At 69.6% G+C, this 17681-nt stretch carries 18 protein-coding genes; 3 read left to right on the top strand and 15 right to left on the bottom strand.

The features are described 5' to 3' along the window. Positions 1-72 precede the first annotated feature (72 nt). The 6 genes from zapE to NFH66_RS13505 are packed head-to-tail and all read right to left on the bottom strand — an operon-like array spanning position 73 to position 7447. Positions 73-1242, bottom strand: a complete 1170-nt coding sequence (zapE, locus tag NFH66_RS13480; protein WP_349610729.1) for a cell division protein ZapE — start codon at positions 1240-1242, stop codon at positions 73-75. Further along, complete coding sequence (gene astB, locus NFH66_RS13485) at positions 1239-2612, bottom strand: N-succinylarginine dihydrolase (RefSeq protein ID WP_349610730.1); 1374 nt, start codon at positions 2610-2612, stop codon at positions 1239-1241. The genes zapE and astB overlap by 4 nt, the downstream gene beginning before the upstream one ends. Further along, a complete protein-coding gene (gene astD, locus NFH66_RS13490; RefSeq protein WP_349610731.1) occupies positions 2609-4078 on the bottom strand; it encodes a succinylglutamate-semialdehyde dehydrogenase in 1470 nt (489 codons plus the stop codon). Before astD ends, astB begins: the two co-directional genes overlap by 4 nt. Further along, positions 4078-5124, bottom strand: coding sequence for an arginine N-succinyltransferase (gene astA, locus NFH66_RS13495; RefSeq protein WP_349610732.1), 1047 nt, complete (start codon positions 5122-5124; stop codon positions 4078-4080). The genes astD and astA overlap by 1 nt, the downstream gene beginning before the upstream one ends. Beyond that, entirely contained in the window at positions 5124-6212 is a 1089-nt protein-coding gene (locus tag NFH66_RS13500; protein WP_349610733.1) for an arginine N-succinyltransferase, read from the bottom strand. The genes astA and NFH66_RS13500 overlap by 1 nt, the downstream gene beginning before the upstream one ends. 20 nt (positions 6213-6232) lie before the next feature. Continuing rightward, entirely contained in the window at positions 6233-7447 is a 1215-nt protein-coding gene (locus NFH66_RS13505) for an aspartate aminotransferase family protein (RefSeq protein WP_349610734.1), read from the bottom strand. Between the two features lie 167 nt (positions 7448-7614). Here NFH66_RS13505 and NFH66_RS13510 point away from each other — a divergent pair, with 167 nt between their 5' ends. After that, entirely contained in the window at positions 7615-8232 is a 618-nt protein-coding gene (locus tag NFH66_RS13510; protein ID WP_349610735.1) for a class I SAM-dependent methyltransferase, read from the top strand. A 12-nt stretch (positions 8233-8244) separates the two neighbouring features. Here NFH66_RS13510 and NFH66_RS13515 read toward each other — a convergent pair whose 3' ends face one another. The 3 genes from NFH66_RS13515 to fabV form a co-directional block, all read right to left on the bottom strand. Next, entirely contained in the window at positions 8245-9201 is a 957-nt protein-coding gene (locus NFH66_RS13515) for a GlxA family transcriptional regulator (protein ID WP_349610736.1), read from the bottom strand. Positions 9202-9293: 92 nt separating this feature from the next. Continuing rightward, entirely contained in the window at positions 9294-9503 is a 210-nt protein-coding gene (locus NFH66_RS13520; protein WP_349610737.1) for a hypothetical protein, read from the bottom strand. A 55-nt stretch (positions 9504-9558) separates the two neighbouring features. Beyond that, positions 9559-10773: an enoyl-ACP reductase FabV gene (gene fabV / locus NFH66_RS13525; RefSeq protein WP_349610738.1), complete on the bottom strand. Its 1215-nt coding sequence runs from the start codon at positions 10771-10773 to the stop codon at positions 9559-9561. Between the two features lie 173 nt (positions 10774-10946). Here fabV and NFH66_RS13530 point away from each other — a divergent pair, with 173 nt between their 5' ends. Beyond that, positions 10947-11336 (top strand): DUF7079 family protein, encoded by a 390-nt coding sequence (locus tag NFH66_RS13530; protein WP_349610739.1) that lies wholly within the window; start codon positions 10947-10949, stop codon positions 11334-11336. A gap of 237 nt (positions 11337-11573) precedes the next feature. Here NFH66_RS13530 and NFH66_RS13535 read toward each other — a convergent pair whose 3' ends face one another. The 5 genes from NFH66_RS13535 to NFH66_RS13555 are packed head-to-tail and all read right to left on the bottom strand — an operon-like array spanning position 11574 to position 16604. Further along, the gene (locus NFH66_RS13535; RefSeq protein WP_349610740.1) at positions 11574-12059 is read right to left on the bottom strand and encodes a glutathione peroxidase; all 486 of its coding nucleotides are present in this window, start codon (positions 12057-12059) and stop codon (positions 11574-11576) included. Between the two features lie 54 nt (positions 12060-12113). Continuing rightward, positions 12114-14219, bottom strand: a complete 2106-nt coding sequence (locus NFH66_RS13540; protein WP_349610741.1) for a transglutaminase TgpA family protein — start codon at positions 14217-14219, stop codon at positions 12114-12116. Beyond that, complete coding sequence (locus NFH66_RS13545) at positions 14216-15142, bottom strand: DUF58 domain-containing protein (protein ID WP_349610742.1); 927 nt, start codon at positions 15140-15142, stop codon at positions 14216-14218. The genes NFH66_RS13540 and NFH66_RS13545 overlap by 4 nt, the downstream gene beginning before the upstream one ends. 2 nt (positions 15143-15144) lie before the next feature. Beyond that, entirely contained in the window at positions 15145-16071 is a 927-nt protein-coding gene (locus NFH66_RS13550) for an AAA family ATPase (protein ID WP_349610743.1), read from the bottom strand. Further along, positions 16068-16604 (bottom strand): NUDIX hydrolase, encoded by a 537-nt coding sequence (locus tag NFH66_RS13555; RefSeq protein ID WP_349610744.1) that lies wholly within the window; start codon positions 16602-16604, stop codon positions 16068-16070. The genes NFH66_RS13550 and NFH66_RS13555 overlap by 4 nt, the downstream gene beginning before the upstream one ends. Before the next feature lie 114 nt (positions 16605-16718). Here NFH66_RS13555 and NFH66_RS13560 point away from each other — a divergent pair, with 114 nt between their 5' ends. Then, a complete protein-coding gene (locus NFH66_RS13560) occupies positions 16719-16931 on the top strand; it encodes a hypothetical protein (protein ID WP_349610745.1) in 213 nt (70 codons plus the stop codon). Here the strand turns inward: NFH66_RS13560 and NFH66_RS13565 are convergent. Continuing rightward, positions 16928-17679, bottom strand: a protein-coding gene (locus NFH66_RS13565) for an IS5 family transposase (protein ID WP_371317400.1) whose coding sequence is annotated in 2 segments (ribosomal slippage) — positions 16928-17353 and positions 17356-17679 — 750 coding nt in all. Because the reading frame shifts where the segments join, the coding sequence is not laid out codon by codon here. The two genes, NFH66_RS13560 and NFH66_RS13565, sit on opposite strands and share 4 nt — an antisense overlap. Positions 17680-17681: the final 2 nt, after the last annotated feature.

The raw sequence follows: 17681 nt of genomic DNA on the forward strand, positions 1-17681 counted from the left end.
CGTCCGTCTCCTCCCGCCGGTCCGCCCCGAATGGCCGCTCAGCATAGACCAATTCGCGCTGCGCGAAAGGGGTCAGCCTCTTCCTGCACCGAACCTGGCCAGCTGCATCTCGCGCAGGCGGCTCAGGGTACGCTGGAAGGGGAAGGTCAGGTAACCATGGGGATAGAGTTGCTCCATGGCCACCTCGGCCTCTACATATAGCGGCGTGCGCCTGTCGTAACACTCGTCGACCAGCGCGATGAAGCGTCTCACGCCATCATCGCGCCGGGAAAGCGGCGGCAGTTCCCGATCCCCCGCCTCGACCCGGCTGACCCCATCCTCGGTTCCCCGGGCGATGCCACCCGCCAGGCGGGCATCGCTCAGGCAGGGCACCCCCTCCAGCAGGATATGCTCGAAACGGTCGACCAGCTCGATGAAGTCCAGCGCCGCCAGGGGCTGCTCGCAGAGCGCCGCGTAATCGCACCACACCACCGACTCGCTGCGCGCGCGCACCGCAATGTCGCGATGGCCCAGCCTGACGGGCGTCGCCACGCTCTGCTGGCCCTCGCTCAGCGCCGCGAAGAGCCCCGGCAAGGCACCCGCCTGACCGGGCTCGGCGACCCAGTAGCGCTGCCGGGCTCGCCCGGGATGGAGTCGATGGTCCTGGCCGCCATCGAGCTCGACCTCGCGCATATGTCGCTCGATGGATTCGATGGCCGGCACAAAGCGTTCGCGGTTGAAGCCGTCGGCATACAGCTGGCGAGGCGCCTGGTTGGAGGTGCAGACCAGCACCACGCCCTGCTCGAAGAGCGCCGTCAGCAGGCGGCCGAGCAGCATGGCATCGGCGATATCGCTGACGAACAGCTCGTCGAGGCAGAGAACCCGGACCTCGGCGGCCAGCTCGCGGGCCAGGGCCAGCAAGGGGTCCGGCGTGCCGCCGAGCTGGAACTGGCGACGATGCACCCAGCGCATGAAGTGGTGAAAGTGCTGACGGCGGGCGGGCACGCGAAGGCCCTGATGAAAGGCATCCATCAGCCAGGTCTTGCCGCGCCCCACCGGCCCCCACAGGTAGACCCCGGAAGCCTGGGCAACCGGCGCTGCGCTGTGCACGGCATCGAAGCAGGCCTCGAGGGTCTCGGCGGCGGCCCGCTGGGACTCGTCGGCGACGAATCCCTGATGCGCCAGGGCCTGCCAGTAGGCGGCCAGGGGCGAGGACAGCGCAGGTGGCTGACTGGGCGCCTCGCGGCTCCCCTGTCGTGTCACGCCCCCTCCCGCTGGAAGGGATAGATGCTGCCGATGCCGAGTAGATGGCTCAGCTCGTCCAGGGCCGTCAACGACTCCCTGGCCAGCGCCGGGTCGGCAAGGTCCTGGGGGCTGAGACGATCGCGGTAATGGCGTTCCACCCAGGCCACGAGCTCCACGTAGAGGGCGTCGTCGAGTAGCACCCGACCGGAGAGCGCGGCGCGCTCGGCAGCGGAGAGCACCACCCGCAGGCGCAGACAGGCAGGGCCGCCGCCGTTGCGCATGCTCTGCTTGACATCCTTCACCACCACCTCGCCGATGGGGTTCGCTCCGGCCAGCAGGTGGTCCTGCAGGGTACGCCACACCGCGTCGTTCTCCTGGCACTCCCCGGGCACCACCAGGGTCATGCTGCCGTCCGGATTGGAGAGCAGCTGGGAGTTGAACAGGTAGGAAGCGACGGCGTCCGAGAGGCTCACCGCCTCACCGGGGATGCGCACCGGAATCAGCGGGGCGCGCATGCGCTCGCGCAGTGCCTCAAGGGTGCCCGCCTCGTCGAGGAAGGCCATCTCGTGATAGAGCAGCACCGGGCCATTGCCCACGCTGATGACGTCGTTATGGAAGACCCCGGCATCGATGGCCTCGGGGTGCTGCTGGGCGAACACCACCTGCGACTCGGCAAGCCCATGCTGGCGGGCCACCGCCTGGCTCGCCTCCAGGGTCTGACGCGCCGGGAAGCGACGGGGTACGGGGCGCTCCTCGGTCCCCCAGCCGAACGCCTCGCGGCCGTAGACATAGAGGTGCACCCCGGGCTCACCGTGGTCGCCGGCCAGGCGGGTATGGTTGGCGGCCCCCTCGTCGGAGAAGGCCGGCGTAGCAGGCAGCACGGGGTGGTGGGCAAAGTGCGCCGGGTCGCGGAAGATCGCTGCCAGCACCCGGGCAGTGGTACCGGGCTCCAGGAAGCGGTGAAAGCTCGACTGCAGGTTGGCCGGGGTGAAGTGCACCCGACCATCCGGGGCGTCGAGGCTCGGGGTCACGGTGGCGGCGTTGGCGGTCCACATGCTGGAGGCGGAGCACACCGCACGCAGCAGCTGCGGCGCCTCACCGGCGGCCCGCGCCAGCACCCGCTCGTCGCTGCCGGAGAAGCCAAGGGCGCGCAGGGCGCCGAGGTCCGGCCGCTGCTGGGGCGGCAGCACCCCCTGGGCGTAGCCGGCGTCCATCAGCGCCTTCATCTTGGCCAGCCCCTGCAGGGCGGCCTCCCGGGGGTTGGCCTCGAGGCCGCCGTGGCGCATGGAGGCGACGTTGCCCAGGGCCAGGCCGGCGTAGTTGTGGGTCGGCCCCACCAGGCCGTCGAAGTTGACCTCGCGGACGTCGTGATCGTCGTGCCGGCTCACAGGCTCACCCCCGGCGGCAGCTGGTCGGGCAGGTGCAGCTCCTCGCTCTCCATGGAGGCCACCGGGTAGGCGCAGTAGTCCGCCGCGTAGTAGGCGCTGGGGCGATGGTTGCCGCTCTCGCCCACCCCACCGAAGGGGGCATCCCCGGAGGCGCCGGTGGTCTGGCGGTTCCAGTTGACGATACCGGCGCGGATGCGCAGCAGGAAGTCGTCCCAGTCGTCCGGCTCGCCGCCGATCAGCCCGGCGGAGAGGCCGTAGCGGGTGGCGTTGGCAAGCGCGATCGCCTCGTCCCAGTGGCGGTAGCGATACACCTTGAGCAGCGGGCCGAAGTACTCCTCGTCGGGCACCTCGAGGCCGGTGACGTCGATCAGCGCCGGGCTGAGCAGACTGGTGTCCGGCTCGAGGCGCGCCATGCGCGCGAGCACCGTGCCACCTTGGGCCTCCAGCGCCGCCTGGACCTCGAGCAGGCTGTCGGCGGCGGCCACGCTCACCAGCCCGCCGTAGAAGGGCGCCGGCTCGGCGAAGGGCGCGGCCACCCGCAGCCGCGAGATGGCGTCCGCCAGGGCGTCGAGCAGGTGATCCCCCACCTGCCCCTCGGGGACGATCAGGCGGCGTGCGCAGGTGCAACGCTGGCCGCCGGAGAGGAAGGCGGACTGCAGGATAGTAAGCACCGCCGCATCCTGGTCCGGCACGTCCTTGACCACTAGCGGATTGTTGCCACCCAGCTCCAGGGCCAGGATCTTGCCCGGCTGGCCAGCAAACTGGCGGTGCAGCAGGCCGCCCACCTTGGCGCTGCCGGTGAACAGCAGGCCGTCGATGCCCGGGTCGGCGGCCAGCGCCTGCCCCGTCTCGGCCCCGCCCTGCACCAGGTTGATCACTCCGGCCGGCAGGCCCGCCTCCTGCCAGCACTGCAGGGTCAGGTCGGCGGTGAGCGGCGACTGCTCGCTGGGCTTGAACACGACGCAGTTGCCGGCCAGCAGCGCCGGCACCATGTGCCCGTTGGGCAAGTGTCCGGGAAAGTTGTAGGGGCCGAACACGGCCATCACGCCGTGGGGGCGATGGCGCAGCACGGCGCACGACTCACCCAGGTCGCGTTCGCGCACTCCGGTGCGCTCCTGATAGGCGCGCAGCGAGAGTGCTACCTTGCCGATCATGGCGCCCACCTCGGTGCGCGCCTCCCACAGGGGCTTGCCGGTCTCGTGGGCGATGGCGGCGGTCAGGGCCTCGCGATGGCACTCCAGCACCTCGCGGAAGCGCTCCACCAGCGCCTGGCGCTCGGCGAAGGAGGTCCGTGCCCAAGCGGGGAAGGCCTCGCGGGCCGCGGCCACCGCGGCGGCGACGTCCTCGGCGCCGGCCCCGGCCCCCTGCCACAGGCGCTCGCCGGAGACGCCATCATGCTTGGCGAAGTGTGCGCCGGCGCCGGCGCGCCAGTGCCCGCCGATCAGCAGGGAGTGTGTCGGCTTCATCAGGCTTCCTCCTCGGTATCCAGAATGCGCAGGCTGTCGCCCGCCTCGACCTCCAGGCGCGCCGCCTCCGCGGGACTCAGGTACAGGCGGCCCTCGGCATCGGGGCCGCGCCCCACCCAGGCGGCGCGGAAGTGCGCCATCTCGGTGGTGGCGGCCAGCCAGCGCGGACGCTCGTTCGACTCGCCAAGTGCAGGGTCGAGGGCGACAGTGGCACGTCGCGACAGGCGCACGCCGCGCACGTCATCGATGTAGGCCTCCACGGTGGGCCCGCCGTCGAAGATGTCGATGTAGCCCTCCCAACGCAACCCCTCCTTCTTGAGCATGGCCAGCGCCGGGCGGGTCTGTTCGTGCACCTGGCCAATGCAGGCCCGAGCCGCCGCGGAGAGGAAGGGGGTATAGATGGGAAACTTGGGCATCAGCTCACCGATGAAGCTCTTCTGACCCAACCCGGTCAGGCGATCGGCCTCGTCGAAGTCCAGCGGGAAGAAGTGGCTGCCCAGGCATTGCCAGAAGGGACTCTTGCCCTCGTCGTTGAACACCCCGCGCATTTCCGCCAGCACCTTGTCGGGGAAGCGATCACGAAACTCGGCCATGAACAGCCAGCGCACCATGGAGAGCAGCGCGCCGTTGCGCTGGTGACGGTGGTCTCCGCCGCGGTAGGCCGGGCGCAGGAACAGCGAGGCCACCTCGGCGTCGCCGGTATGGTCCGAGCACAGGAAGAGGGTATCGATGGTGCGGTGCAGGTCGAGCTGCACCGAGGAGTGGGCCAGGGTGCCGAGCCTATAGTGGTAGAAGGGCACCTCGCGCCCCACCTCGCCCTCGATGGCGCAGCAGCCGGCCAGGTGGCCGCTGGCCTCGTCCTCGAGCACGAAGAAGTAGTTGCGCTGCCCCGCCGGGGTGCGCTCGAGGAAGGTCGCCTCGGTGGCGGCGATCTTGGCGGCCAGGAAGTCGCGGTTGTCGGGCAGCGAGGTGAAGCCCACCCCGGTCTCCCGGGCCAGGGCCTGCAGCTCCTCGAGGTCGCCCTCGGCGATGGGTCGGATACGCATCACAGCTCCCCCTCGTCGTAGCCCCAGTCATGTGCCTCGGCACTCCCGTCGTCGCCCCCGGGCAAGGCCAGCGGCGCGGCCAGCACCGCCCTGCCCTCCTCCACGCCGAGCACCGCGGCGTGCTCCTCCGAGAGCATCAGCTGGCCCGTGGGCGACAGCGCATAGCGCGCCACCACGCAGCGGAAGTCGGCCAGCCGCTGGTTGGCGACCATGGCCGGCTCGGCATCGGGCAGGGCGTGGGACGGACGAATGCGCACCGGGTGCCAGGCCGCGCGACGGAAGCTCTGCAGCCGCTCGCGCTCGGCCTTGATCACCGGGCCGGCATCGAAGATGTCGACGTGACGCGACCGCTGGAAGCCCTCGGCCAGCATCTCCGAGAGGGCTACCTCGTGGTCCGGATGCTCGCGCCCGATGGCGGCCCGCGCCTGGGGGGAGAGCAGCGGCAGGTAGAGCGGGAACTGCGGCATCACCTCGGCGATAAAGCTCTTCGAGCGCACGCCGGCCAGGGTGTTGATCTCCTCGAAGTCGCGCATGAAGAAGTGGCGCCCCACGCTGTTCCAGAACGGTGACTCGCCGACATCATCCTGGAACCCCGGGAAGGCCATCGCCAGCAGCGCGGCGAAGCGCTCGGGATACTGGGCGATCAGCATCAGTCGCGCCCGGCGCAGCAGGCTCTCGGCGCTGGTGCCGCGATAGCGCGGCGCCAGCGAGTAGGCGCACAGCAGGCTCGCCTCGGAGACCTCGTGAGAGAGCGCCAGGGTCTGCACCTCGCGACGCACGTTGAGCTGCTGGGAGGCGTGGATCAGCGTCTCCTGGCGATAGGTGTAGTAGGCGTCCAGGGCGCCGGCCTGGGCACGCACGGTGGCGGTACCCACCACCTCCCCGCGGGCCAGGTCCTCGAGCACGAAGGTGTAGTGCTCGTCGCCGGGACACTCTACCGCCGCGGAGAAGGCCTGGCGCGAACGGGCGATGCGCTCCTCGAGGCGGTCGCGATGGGCCGGCAGGTTGGTGAGCCGTGGTACGGCCTCGCCCGCCAGCCGCTCCAGGGCAGGCAGGTCGGCCGGCGCGATGGGACGCACGACGAGCATGGCAGCGTCACCCCTGCCGTTCACGACGCGGCGACCAGGCGTGCCACGGCGCGCTCCAGGCGCGCCATGCCCTCGGCGATATCGGCCTCGGGAATCACCAGCGAGGGTGCCATGCGCAGCACGTTGGGGCCGGCGACCAGCACCATCAGGCCCTCCTCGATGGCCAGCGGCAGGATGTCCTTGGCACGCTCGCGCCACGCCTCGCTCATCTCGGCGCCGATCAGCAGGCCCATGCCGCGGATCTCCCGGAACACGCCGTGGCGGGCATTGATCGCCTCCAGGTGCTCGCGGAAGAGATCGTGACGGCGCTGGACGCCCTCCAGCACCTCGGGGGTGTCGATATACTCCACCGCCGCCAGGGCCACCGCCGAGGCCAGCGGGTTGCCGCCGTAGGTGGAGCCGTGGGTGCCCATGGAGAAGGCCGGTGCGACGCGGTCGGTAGTCAGCATGGCACCCACCGGGAAACCACCCCCCAGAGCCTTGGCGCTGGTCAGGATATCCGGGGTCACGCCGAACTGCTGGTAGGCATAGAGCGAACCGGTGCGGCCCACGCCGGTCTGCACCTCGTCGAAGATCAGCAGCGCATCGTGTGCGTCGCATAGGTCGCGCAGCCCCTGCAGGAACTCTCGCTGGCCGGGCAACACGCCGCCCTCGCCCTGCATCGGTTCCACCATCACCGCACAGGTGTCATCGTCGATCAGGTCACGCACGCTGTCGAGGTTGTTGTACTCGCCGTGGACGATGCCCCCGGGCACTGGGCCGAAGCCCTGGGCGTACTTGGGCTGGCCGCCCACGCTGACGGTGAAGAAGGTGCGGCCGTGGAAGGCCTGCCTGAAGGAGACGATGCGGTGCTTGTGCTCGCCGCCCTGGTCGAAGGCCCAACGCCGCGCCAGCTTGAGCGCCGCCTCGTTGGCCTCGCCGCCGGAGGAGCACAGGAATACCTTGTCGGCGAAGGTGCGCTCCACCAGCGCCCGGGCCAGGGCCAGGGCCGGTTCGTTGGTGTAGACATTGGAGAGGTGCCAGAGCCGGTCGGCCTGGGTCTTGAGCGCCTCGACCAGCACCGGATGGCAGTGGCCCAGGCCGTTGACGGCGATCCCGCCGGCAAAGTCGATGTACTCGCGGCCCTGCTGGTCCCATAGGCGGCTACCCTCGCCGCGCACCGGAATCCCCTGCTGGGGGGCATAGTTCGGCACCATGTAGCGATCGAAGTCGGCGCGGGTCGGGGTCTGGCTCATGACATCCTCCTGTGAAGTCGGGAAGGCGCATCCTGGATGCGCCGACCTTCGAGTATAGGGAGGTGAGCGGCATGACGCTTTCACCGATGGGACGGCAACTTGTGAAAAAGCCCCCCGCCTCGGCAGGCTGCGCTAGGCTGGAAGCGTTCCCCCGCAAGGAGCCAGGCATGTTCAACACCACCGGTTGGAACCGCCGCCGCTACAGCCTCTACGCACCGATCTATGACGCCGTGGCCGGACGAGCCTTTCGGCGCGCGCGGCGCACCTCCCTCTCCCAGGTGCTCTGGCAGCCCGGCATGCGCGTGCTGCTGGTGGGGGCCGGCACCGGGCTCGACCTGCCCTTCCTGCCCAGGGACGTCGAGCTGCACGCCACCGATCTGTCACCGGCCATGGTGCGGCGCCTGGAACGCCGCGCCGAAGCGCTGGGCCTGGACGTGCAGGCAGCGGAGATGGATGCCGCGCAGCTGGTGTATCCCGATGGCTACTTCGACGTCGTGGTGATGCACCTAATCCTGGCGGTGATGCCCGACCCCGCCCGCGGCTTGACCGAGGCACAGCGGGTGCTGAAGCCCGACGGCCAGCTCTGCATCATGGACAAGTTCCAGGCCGATGATCGGCAGGCCGGCATGGGCCGCCGAGCCCTCAACGCCCTGACCTCGGCCATCGCCACCGATATCACCCGCCAGGCCCGGCCGCTGCTCGAAGCCGGCGGCTTCGTCATCGAGCAGGACACCCCGGTAATGATGGGTTCGCTGTTCCGGGCGCTGCTGGCCCGCCCCTCCTGAGGCCGGGAGCGCTCAGCCCAGGCGCTCCTCGCGCGGCGTCACGCCGAAGTGGTTGCGATAGGTGGTGGAGAAGTGGGCCGCCGAGGAGAAGCCGGTGAGCAGGGCGATCTCGCCGGCCGGCTGCTCGCTCTCGCGCAGCAGGCGCCGGGCACGCTGCAGGCGCAGGCTCATGTAGTAGCGGCTGGGTACCGCCCGAAGGTGCTTCTTGAACAGTCGCTCCAGCTGGCGCCGGGAGACCCCCAGATGCTCGGCCAACTCATGGGTCGTCAGCGGCTCCTCGATATTGGCTTCCATCAGCGCCACGGCATCGACCAGGCTCCGGGGAGCCCCAGCCAGCGGCGCGTCGGGCTGGGGCTCGTCGGCCATGCGTACCCGCTCCAGCACGAAATGGGCCGAGACCTTCTCGGCAAGCCCGCTGCCATGGTGGCTGGCGATCAGGGTCATCATCATGTCCATGGCCGCGGTGCCACCGCCGCAGGTCAGGCGGTCGCGGTCGATCTCGAACAGTTGGCGAGAGAGACGGATGCCCGGATGAGCGCCGGCCACCGCCTCGAAGCGCGGCCAGGGCACCGTGGCGCGGTAGCCGTCGAGCAGGCCCGCGCTGGCCAGCAGCTCGGCACCGCCACCGACTCCCGCCAGACTTCGTCCCTGGGCGGCCAGCCGACGCAGCCAGGCCACCAGCGCCGCCTCCGGCGCCTCGCCCCAAGGGGCGCACACCAGCAGCAGGTCGAAGGCATCGTCATCGGCAATGGCACGCTCGGGGTTGAGCACCTGGGAGGAGCCGCTGGGGACCGGACGAGCGTCCAGCCCCAGGGTCACCAGCGAATAGAGCGGGGCGCCGGCCAGCCGGTTGGCTACCGCCAGCGGCTCGGTAGCACAGGCCTCGGCCAGCAGCGAAAACCCCGGCAGCACCACCACGCCGACCCGTCGCCGGGACACCGCGGCTTCAGCAAGGGAGGAATGGGGCATGGGGGCTCTCGGACCGACAGGGCCCCCTATTGTAGCCAAAGCCCCGCGTTACGGCAGCCCTGCTCAGCGGGGCGCTAGTCGCGGGGCGGTGGCTAGTCGGAGATCCCGGTCAGCAGCATGAAGCCGAGCACGGCGACGGCCAGAACGATCGCCAGCGGCAGCAACCAGGGCAGGCCACGGGAAGGCTCTTGGGCCTCGGGCTGAGTCTCGTCGGGCTCGGGGTTGTCGAAGTCCTCGGGCTCATTCACCTCCTTGAGGTGCTGCAGTTCCTCTTCGGGAGTCTGGCTCTCGCGGGTATCCATGGTGCCCTCCGGGTCAGGGGAAGTACCCCACAGGACACCGTGGGGCGTCCTGTGTTTACAGGGTTATGACATCGAACTCCGCCACGGGATCCACATCGGCCTCGTAGTCGACATCGTCCCGTTCGAAGCCGAACAGCTTCAGGAACTCGTGCTTGTACCCAGCATAGTCGGTTATCTGGAACAGGTTGTCGGTGGTCACCTGGGGCCACAGCGCCTGGCACGCCTGCTGGACATCGTCACGCAGCTCCCAGTCATCCAGGCGCAGACGGCCGGCGTCGTCGGTCGCGGCCGGCGCGGCAGCATACAGCCGCTCCCCGAACAGCCGGTTGAGCTGCTCGATGGTGCCCTCATGCAGCCCTTTCTCCTTCATGATCTTGTAGACCATGGCGATATAGAGCGGCATCACCGGGATGGCCGCACTGGCCTGGGTCACCACCGACTTGAGCACCGCCACGTTGGCCCCGCCGCCGGCGGCCGAGAGGCGCTTGTCGATCTCGCCGGCGGCGCGGTCCAGGTCCTCCTTGGCCTTGCCCAGGGCGCCATGCCAGTAGATTGGCCAGGTGATCTCGGTGCCGATGTAGCTGAAGGCAACGCTGCGCGCGCCCGGTGCCAGCACGCCGGCGCGGTCCAGGGCGTCGATCCACAGCTCCCAGTCCTCGCCTCCCATCACGGTGATGGTGTCCTCGATCTCCTGCTCGGTGGCGGGCTCCACCTCGGCCTCGATGATCACGTCCTTGTTGGTGTCGATGGCGGTGGCGCGGTAGGTCTCACCGATCGGCTTCAGGCTCGAGCGCTTGAGCTCGCCGGTATCGGGCATCTTGCGCACCGGCGAGGCCAGTGAGTAGACCACCAGGTCGATCTCGCCCATGTCCTGCTGGATCAGCTCGATGGCCTTCTCGCGAGCTTCATGGGAGAATGCATCGCCGTTGATCGACTTGCTGTACAGCCCTTCCTGCTTGGCAAACTTGTCGAAGGCCGCGCTGTTGTACCAGCCGGCGGTGCCCGGCTTCTTCTCGCTACCGGGCTTCTCGAAGAACACCCCCAGGGTATCGGCGCCGTAACCGAAGGCCGCGGTGATCCGCGCCGCCAGGCCATAGCCGCTGGAGGCGCCGATCACCAGTACCTTTTTCGGCCGCGACTCCCCGTCACCCAGGGCCTTGTCCAGACCCCGCGCGCGGGTCGCCTCGATCTGCTCGAGCACGTTCTTCTCGCAACCGACGGGGTGGGTAGTAGTGCAGATGAAACCGCGTACCTTGGGCTTGATGATCACGTCAGACCTCGCTGTTTGTGTCGTGAGCGGACACCGCCGCCCTGTCATGGAGTGGTAATCGACCTATTCTAGCGGCCACGTCCGCCGCTGTCCGCCCTTGAGCCCGACCGGCGCCTGGGGCAGGATGCCTGCCTGACGGCGATTACCCTAGCGAAGATACCCGGGAGCAAACGATGGATGCCCAGACCCTGGTCGACGAACGCGGCGAGCTGTGGCTGGCGCTCGCACCGCTGTGGCTGGAGCGTGAGCCCGGCGAGCGCGACTACGCGCAGATGCTCGCGGTCATCGAGCGCCACGGGCTCAGCGTGGATGAACTGGAGTGGGTGTTCCGCATCGAGCTGGCGCCGGTACTGGCACGCCACCAGATGTCGGTGGTCGGCGAATGGCGGCGCTTCGACGAGTATGCCCTGATGAAGCAGCTGGTGGCCCACAACCTGCGCCTCAAGGGCTGGCGGCGCAAGAGCTGGGCGCTCTTCTCGGGGCTAACCACCATGATGACCCGGCACCGCTGGAACGAACTCATCGGCCGCCTGATAGTGGAGCGCGGCGAGACGCCGCCATGATGCCCCGGTTCCTGGATCCTGGGGGCTGACCCTGACGAATCCCCACGCCCTTGGGGTCTGACCCCGCTGCTGCGTGTTGCGCCAACACTCTGATATGACTGAGCAATCAACAACCTGGGGGTCAGACCCCAAGGGCTGCACCGAGCGCTCGAGCATCCACCAGGTAGATGCAGCCTATTGATTCAGAGGCAATATTCCTGGGGAGGCCTCAGGGGCTGACCCCAGACGGGGCTTCCCCTACACCTCGTCCAGTGCCAGCTCCAGCGCGATGCGCAGCTCGTGCTCCCCGGCGCGCGGCGCGAAGCGGCGGATCACCCGGCCGTCGCGCCCCACCAGGAACTTGGTGAAGTTCCACTTGATCAGGCCAGTGCCCAGCAGTCCCGGCGCCTCCTGCTTGAGTTCGACGAACAGCGGATGGGCGCCGCTCCCGTTGACCTTCACCTTCTCCATCAGCGGAAAACTGACCTGGTAGTCGCGGGCGCTCAGGGCGCAGAACTCCTGCGCCGACTCCGGCGACTGGCGGCCGAACTGGTTGCTGGGGAAGCCGATCACCATGAAGCCGCGCTGGCGGTAGCGACGATAGAGGCGCTCGAGCTCGCGCAGCTGGGGCGTGAAGCCACAGCGGCTGGCGACGTTGACGATAAGCAGCACCTGGCCACGCAGCGCGCCGAAGTTGAAGGGCTCGCCCTGGGCAGTGCGGCACTGTTGGTCGTGGATAGACATGCGCAGGCCTTGATGGTCGATGACCCTCACGATGCCACGCCACCCGCGGCGGCGCTACCCCGTGGCCCCCTGCCCGGCCAACCGGCGGCGCACCTCGGCGACGCGGCGCCCGAGGGCCTGGCACCGGGCACGACGCTCCGCTGCTCCCAGGGGCGCATAACGCAACCGCTCGAACTGATGAGCACAGTCGCGCAGCGCGGGACCGGCGGCCCCCGCAGAGTCGGCCAGGCGACGCAGATGGCCGGCCGGCGACTCACCCTCGCGGGGCGGCATGCCGCGTCGGGAAAGCCAGGCCTGTAGCCGGCGGATGCGCAGCGCCTCGTCGCGCCCCTCCCTATAGCGGCGCCAGGCGAGGTGCAACCCTCCCGCCAGCCCGCCCAGCGCCGCGAGGACAAGCGCCAGGCCCACCCACCACGCCACCGGGCCGCGCCCCGGGAGCAGGTCCAGCAGAGCGCCCCAGAAGGCGTGCAGCCGCTCGACCACCCGGGCCAGAAGCGCGCTGCGCGCCTCGTCACGGTAGCCGATCACTCCTCGCTGCCAACGATACTCCAGGCGCTCCCAGTCCAGGCGCAAGCGATTGATCCAGCCCAGCTCGCGCATGCGCAGCGGCGAAAAGGGGGAGTCGGCCAGGAAGGCCTCGCCGCCATCCTCCACCGCCTCGGCCCCCTGCTCGATGCGCTCCGGTGCAATGGCAGCGGTAGGATCGAGGCGCTGCCAGGCACCCTCCAGCCACACCTCCACCCAGGCGTGGGCGTCGTAGTCGCGCACCGTGTAGTGGCCATCCGGATGGCGCTCACCGCCCAGGAAGCCGGCCACGATGCGCGCCGGCAACCCCACCGATCGAGCCAGCACCGCCATGGCCGAGGCGTAATGGGTGCAGTAGCCGGCGCGACTCTCGAACAGGAACTCGTCGACCCGGTCGTGGGAGGCCAGTCGCGGCGGCGCCAGGGTGTAGCGGAACGGCGCCTCGCCGAAGCGCGCCATCACTGCCGCCAGGAAAGCACGGGGCTCGCCCTGGGCCTGCCGCCACAGGCGTTCGGCCAGCGCGCGGCTGCGCGGGTTGGCATCGCCCGGCAACCGGGTGTACCAGCGCGTCTCCAGGGGCCCGGGCCAGCTCGGTGCCAAGCCGCTGCTCGCCAGGCGCAGCAGGCTGCGCGAGGCAAGCGGCGCGAGCCCCTCCACGGTGCCGTCGGCGAGCCAGCGCAGTCGCTCGTCGCTTTCCAGGGGAGCCCCCAGCGAGGGCCGCCAGGGGCGACTGTCGGGCTCCAGCAGCAGCTCCGCCATGAAGCGCGGCTCGGCGCCGCTCGACCAGGGTACGCGCGCGCCCTCGGCCACCAGCTCGCGCAGGTCCCGCCCCTCGCCTGTGGCAAGGCGCTCTGGCGAAACCCTACGCCAGCGCTCGCCATCGAATTCCGAGAGGGTATAGACACGCCAGTAGCGCTCCCCGGGGGCCGGCTCGTCGCCTTCGAAGCGCGCTCGAAAGGCACGCCGATCGCTGCGCGACAGCTCGGCGATGTCCCCCGGGGCGATCTCGTCGGTGAGCCCGGTAGCGGCACGTTCTGCCTGGGGCAGGTTCCACAGCGGCCCGAGCCGAGGGAACGCCAGGAACAGCATCACCATCAGCGGCGCAGAGAGCCCCAGCAGCCAGGCGCTCTCGCGCCACGCCTGGCGTGCGGTGGCAGCGCCGGCCAGCCACACCAGCGAGTGCATCAGCCAAGCCACCACCATCAGAGCGCCGGCGGCCATGGGAATGCCCTGGTCATGGAGGAAGGCCACGGTGGTGGCGACCATGCCGATCAGCACCACCACCCGGGCGTCGCGGCGGGTATGGGTCTCGAGCAGCTTGAGCAGGTAGACCCCCAGCAGCAGGCCGATCATCGACTCCATGCGTCCCAGCGTGCCGTAGTGCAGCCAGAGGCCGCCGGTCAGCGCCGCCACGCCGGCCAGGCGCAGCACCACCCCGGCACGCGGTAGGCGGCGGCGCAGCTGCAGGTAACGGTAGCCGGCCACCAGGGCGGCGAGGCCCACCATCCAGGCGGGCATGAAGGGCAGGTGCAGGGCCAGCACCAGGCACTGGCCGACGAACAGCCGTCGCAGCATGGCCGCACTCAAGGCCCGGCCATCGGCCAGTACCGCCGACCGCGCCTCGCCCGGGCTCATGGCGTACCTCCCGGCGTGCCGGGAGGACGAAAGCGCGCCAGTGCCGTCAGCGCCTGGCGGCGTTGGGCCACACCCTCGCCCTGGGCCAGGCTCACTCCCGGCAGGCGCAGCCCGTAACGGTCGCCGGCCTGGTGATGGGCCAGTACCCGCCCACAGAGGATCGACAGGCGGGTCTCAGGGTCGCCGCGACAGGCATCGTAGTCCAGCCACAGCTGCTGCCGGGGCGGCACGCTGAACGCCTTGGCCGCCAACACTCCGGTGCGGCTCCACTGTTTCCAGGCCAGGCGGGCCGGGCTGTCGCCGGGCTCGGCACGACGCAGGCCGGCGAAGTCGGTGGCCTCCAGGCCCGCCCCGACCTGGCGGTGCTCGGGGATCTCCTCCACCCGCGGCCGAGGATAGACCAGCAGCGTTTCGTCGCTCGCCAACCAGGCCACGGCGCGAACCAGACCCAGCGGCCAGGCGCTCTCCAGGCGCAGCAGCGGCAAGTGCGTCTCGCCACGCGCCGGGGCCGACAGGGCCAGGTCCGCCCGGCCATGGCCCTCGGGCAGGTCGAGGGCCACCCTCGCCCCGTCGGCATGCAGCTCGATGGCGTGGCGCGGACGCCCGCCGTCCAGCACCACCCCCAGGCGCGCCTCATCCCCGGCGAAGGTCTCGGCAGGCAGGCGCAGGGTGGTACGCACGCCGATCAGGTTGCGCCAGGTGCGCAGCAGGGCCACGGCCGCCACCGCAAACAGCCAGAAGGCCAGCCCGTAGGCGAGGCTGTTCTGGTAGTTGATGCCGAACAACAGCAGCAACAGGACCAGCACCGCCCAGCCCAGGCCGAAGCGGGTGGGCAGCAGGAACAACCGACGCTGGGGCAGCGGCGTGCCGGGGGCGATCGCCGCCCGGCGCCACCAGCGCTGGCGCGACGCCCGCGACAGCACGGCTAGCCCATCACCGGCACGCGGGCCAGCAGGTGGCGAGCCAGGGCCTCGCCCTCCTCGCGCCGACCGCTGCTCAGGCGATGTCCCACCACCGGCACCCACACCGCCTGGACGTCCTCGGGCAGCACGTAGTCGCGGCCTTCGAGCAGTGCCCAGCCGCGTGCCGCCTGGAGCAGTGCCAGGGCTCCGCGTGTGGAGAGCCCCCAGGCAAGCTCCGGGTGCTCGCGGCTGGCGCCAACCAGTGCCTGCACATAGTCGAGCAGCGCCTCGGCAACATGGATAGTGGCCAGCCGCGCCTGCCAGGTGCGCAGCTGTTCGGCGGCGAGCAGCGCCGGCAGCTCGGCCAGGCGCTCGCGGCCGGCATGCCCGCGCAGGATCTCGCGCTCGGCGCGGGTGTCGGGGTAACCCAGCGAAAGGCGCATCAGGAAACGGTCCAACTGGGATTCCGGCAGCGCAAAGGTGCCGGCCTGCTCCTGGGGGTTCTGAGTCGCGATGACGAAGAAGGGATCCGGCAGCGGGCGGGTCTCGCCCTCAACGGTCACCCGTCCCTCCTCCATGGCCTCGAGGAGGGCACTCTGGGTCTTGGGAGTGGCGCGGTTGATCTCGTCGGCGAGCACCACGCTGTGGAAGATCGGCCCGGGATGGAAGGTGAAGCGCGCCTCGCGCGGATCGAACACCGAGACGCCGAGCACGTCGGCAGGCAGCAGATCACTGGTGAACTGCAGGCGCTGCATGTCCAGGCCGGTAACCCGGGCCAGCGACTGGGCCAGGGTGGTCTTGCCCAGCCCCGGCAGGTCCTCGATCAGCAGGTGCCCTCGGCACAACAGGCAGCAGAGCGCCAGGCGCACCTCCCGGGACTTGCCCAGTATCACCCCCTCGAGGGCTGCCAGCACGGCGTCCAGCTCATTGAGGCGGACCGGTCGGTTCATGACGCCACCTCGAGTAGCCCGGCATCACGCAGCACCTCCACCGCCTGGCGAGTGTCCGGGGTCACCTCGGCGAGGGCCAGGGCCTCGGCGGGCGGCAGCCAGAACGCCTCGGCCACCTCCTCGGCCTGGAGTGCCAGCGGGCCGTCGTGCTCGATCAGGTAGAGGCTACCGAAGATATGGTTGCCGCCCAGGGCATGCACGAAGCCACCCGCCGGCACCAGCGTCACACCGCGGATGCCCAGTTCCTCCTCGAGCTCGCGACGGGCCGCCAGGTGCACCGCCTCGCCGGCCCCCACCACGCCACCGGCGGCCAGGTCGAGGCCACCGGGGAAAACTTCCTTGGTCAGGGTGCGGCGCTGCACGCAGAGCTCACCGCGAGTGTTGCGCACCACCACGTAGGTGGCGCGGTGCCAGAACCGGAAACGGCGCATCTCGGATCGCCAGGCGCTGCCGCAGGGGCGATTGCAGGCATCCACCAGCTGGATGCGTTCGCGGGCGACATGCGGTGTCGGCAAGTGCGGATCTTCGAACATGGACGTCTCCCCGGGAAATGTCCCAAGCCTAACCAGTCGGTGGCGTGGCGTCACGTTGACCGCAGGCGTCACGACTTCCATGCTCAGTCAAGGCCGCCGATGCGGAGACCCGCCATGCCCGACTACGCCCCTCGCCACCACCTGGCCACCCATGAGGTGGCCAACCAACCGCCCCCGGCCGGCGATCGCGACCTGCTCGCCGAGGACCTTCCGTTGCGCGAGGCGCTGGCCCGGGAGGCGCCGGCGTGGGTCGCCGAGAGGCTCGCCGCATTGGGCCGCGACACCGGCAGCGAACGCGTCCAGGCACTAGGGAGCGTTAACAATTAGGCCAGCCATATGACGGCGGATACAAGGTTGAGTAGCGACTGGTAGTTTCTCGCCAGTCGCTCATAGCGTGTTGCCAGCCGCCTGAACTGCTTGATTTTCTGGAAGAACCTTTCTACCAGATTGCGATCCTTGTAACAGTGCCAATCTATCTCGGGGCATTCCAAGCGATTCTTTCTCGGCGGAATCACCGGCTCGGCGCCCACCGCTCGAATGATGTCCCTCAAAGCGGTGGAATCATACCCCTTGTCGCCAAGCACCGCCGCTGGAGAAAAGCCCGCCAGTAACGCTGGGGCGGCTCCGTACTCAGACGCTTGGCCCGGTGTGAGGATTAGCCGTACCGGGTTGCCGAGGGCATCGACCGCCGCGTGGATCTTGGTGCTCAATCCCCCACGCGATTTCCCCATGGCTTCGGTGCTCTGAGCCGTTTTTTTGCCGCCCCATGCTGATGAACTTTGACGATACTGCCATCTATCATCAGCTGCTCCATGTCGGGATCATCGGCTAATGTGTCGATAACCTGCTGCCAGACCCCCTTCTTAGACCACCGGTTATAGCGCATGTAGACAGTGTGCCAGCGACCGAAGGCGTCGGGCAGATCACGCCAGGGAGCGCCTGTCCGGGCGATCCACAGGACGGCTTCCACGAACAAGCGATTGTCCTTGGCCGTCACCCCGCGATCTGAAGCTTTGCCGGGGAGCATGTGCTCGATGCGCTCCCATTGGTCATCACGTAGCATTAGCCGAGGCATAG

Origin of the sequence: Halomonas sp. H10-9-1 (assembly GCF_040147005.1) — a bacterium.
GTDB lineage: Bacteria > Pseudomonadota > Gammaproteobacteria > Pseudomonadales > Halomonadaceae > Halomonas.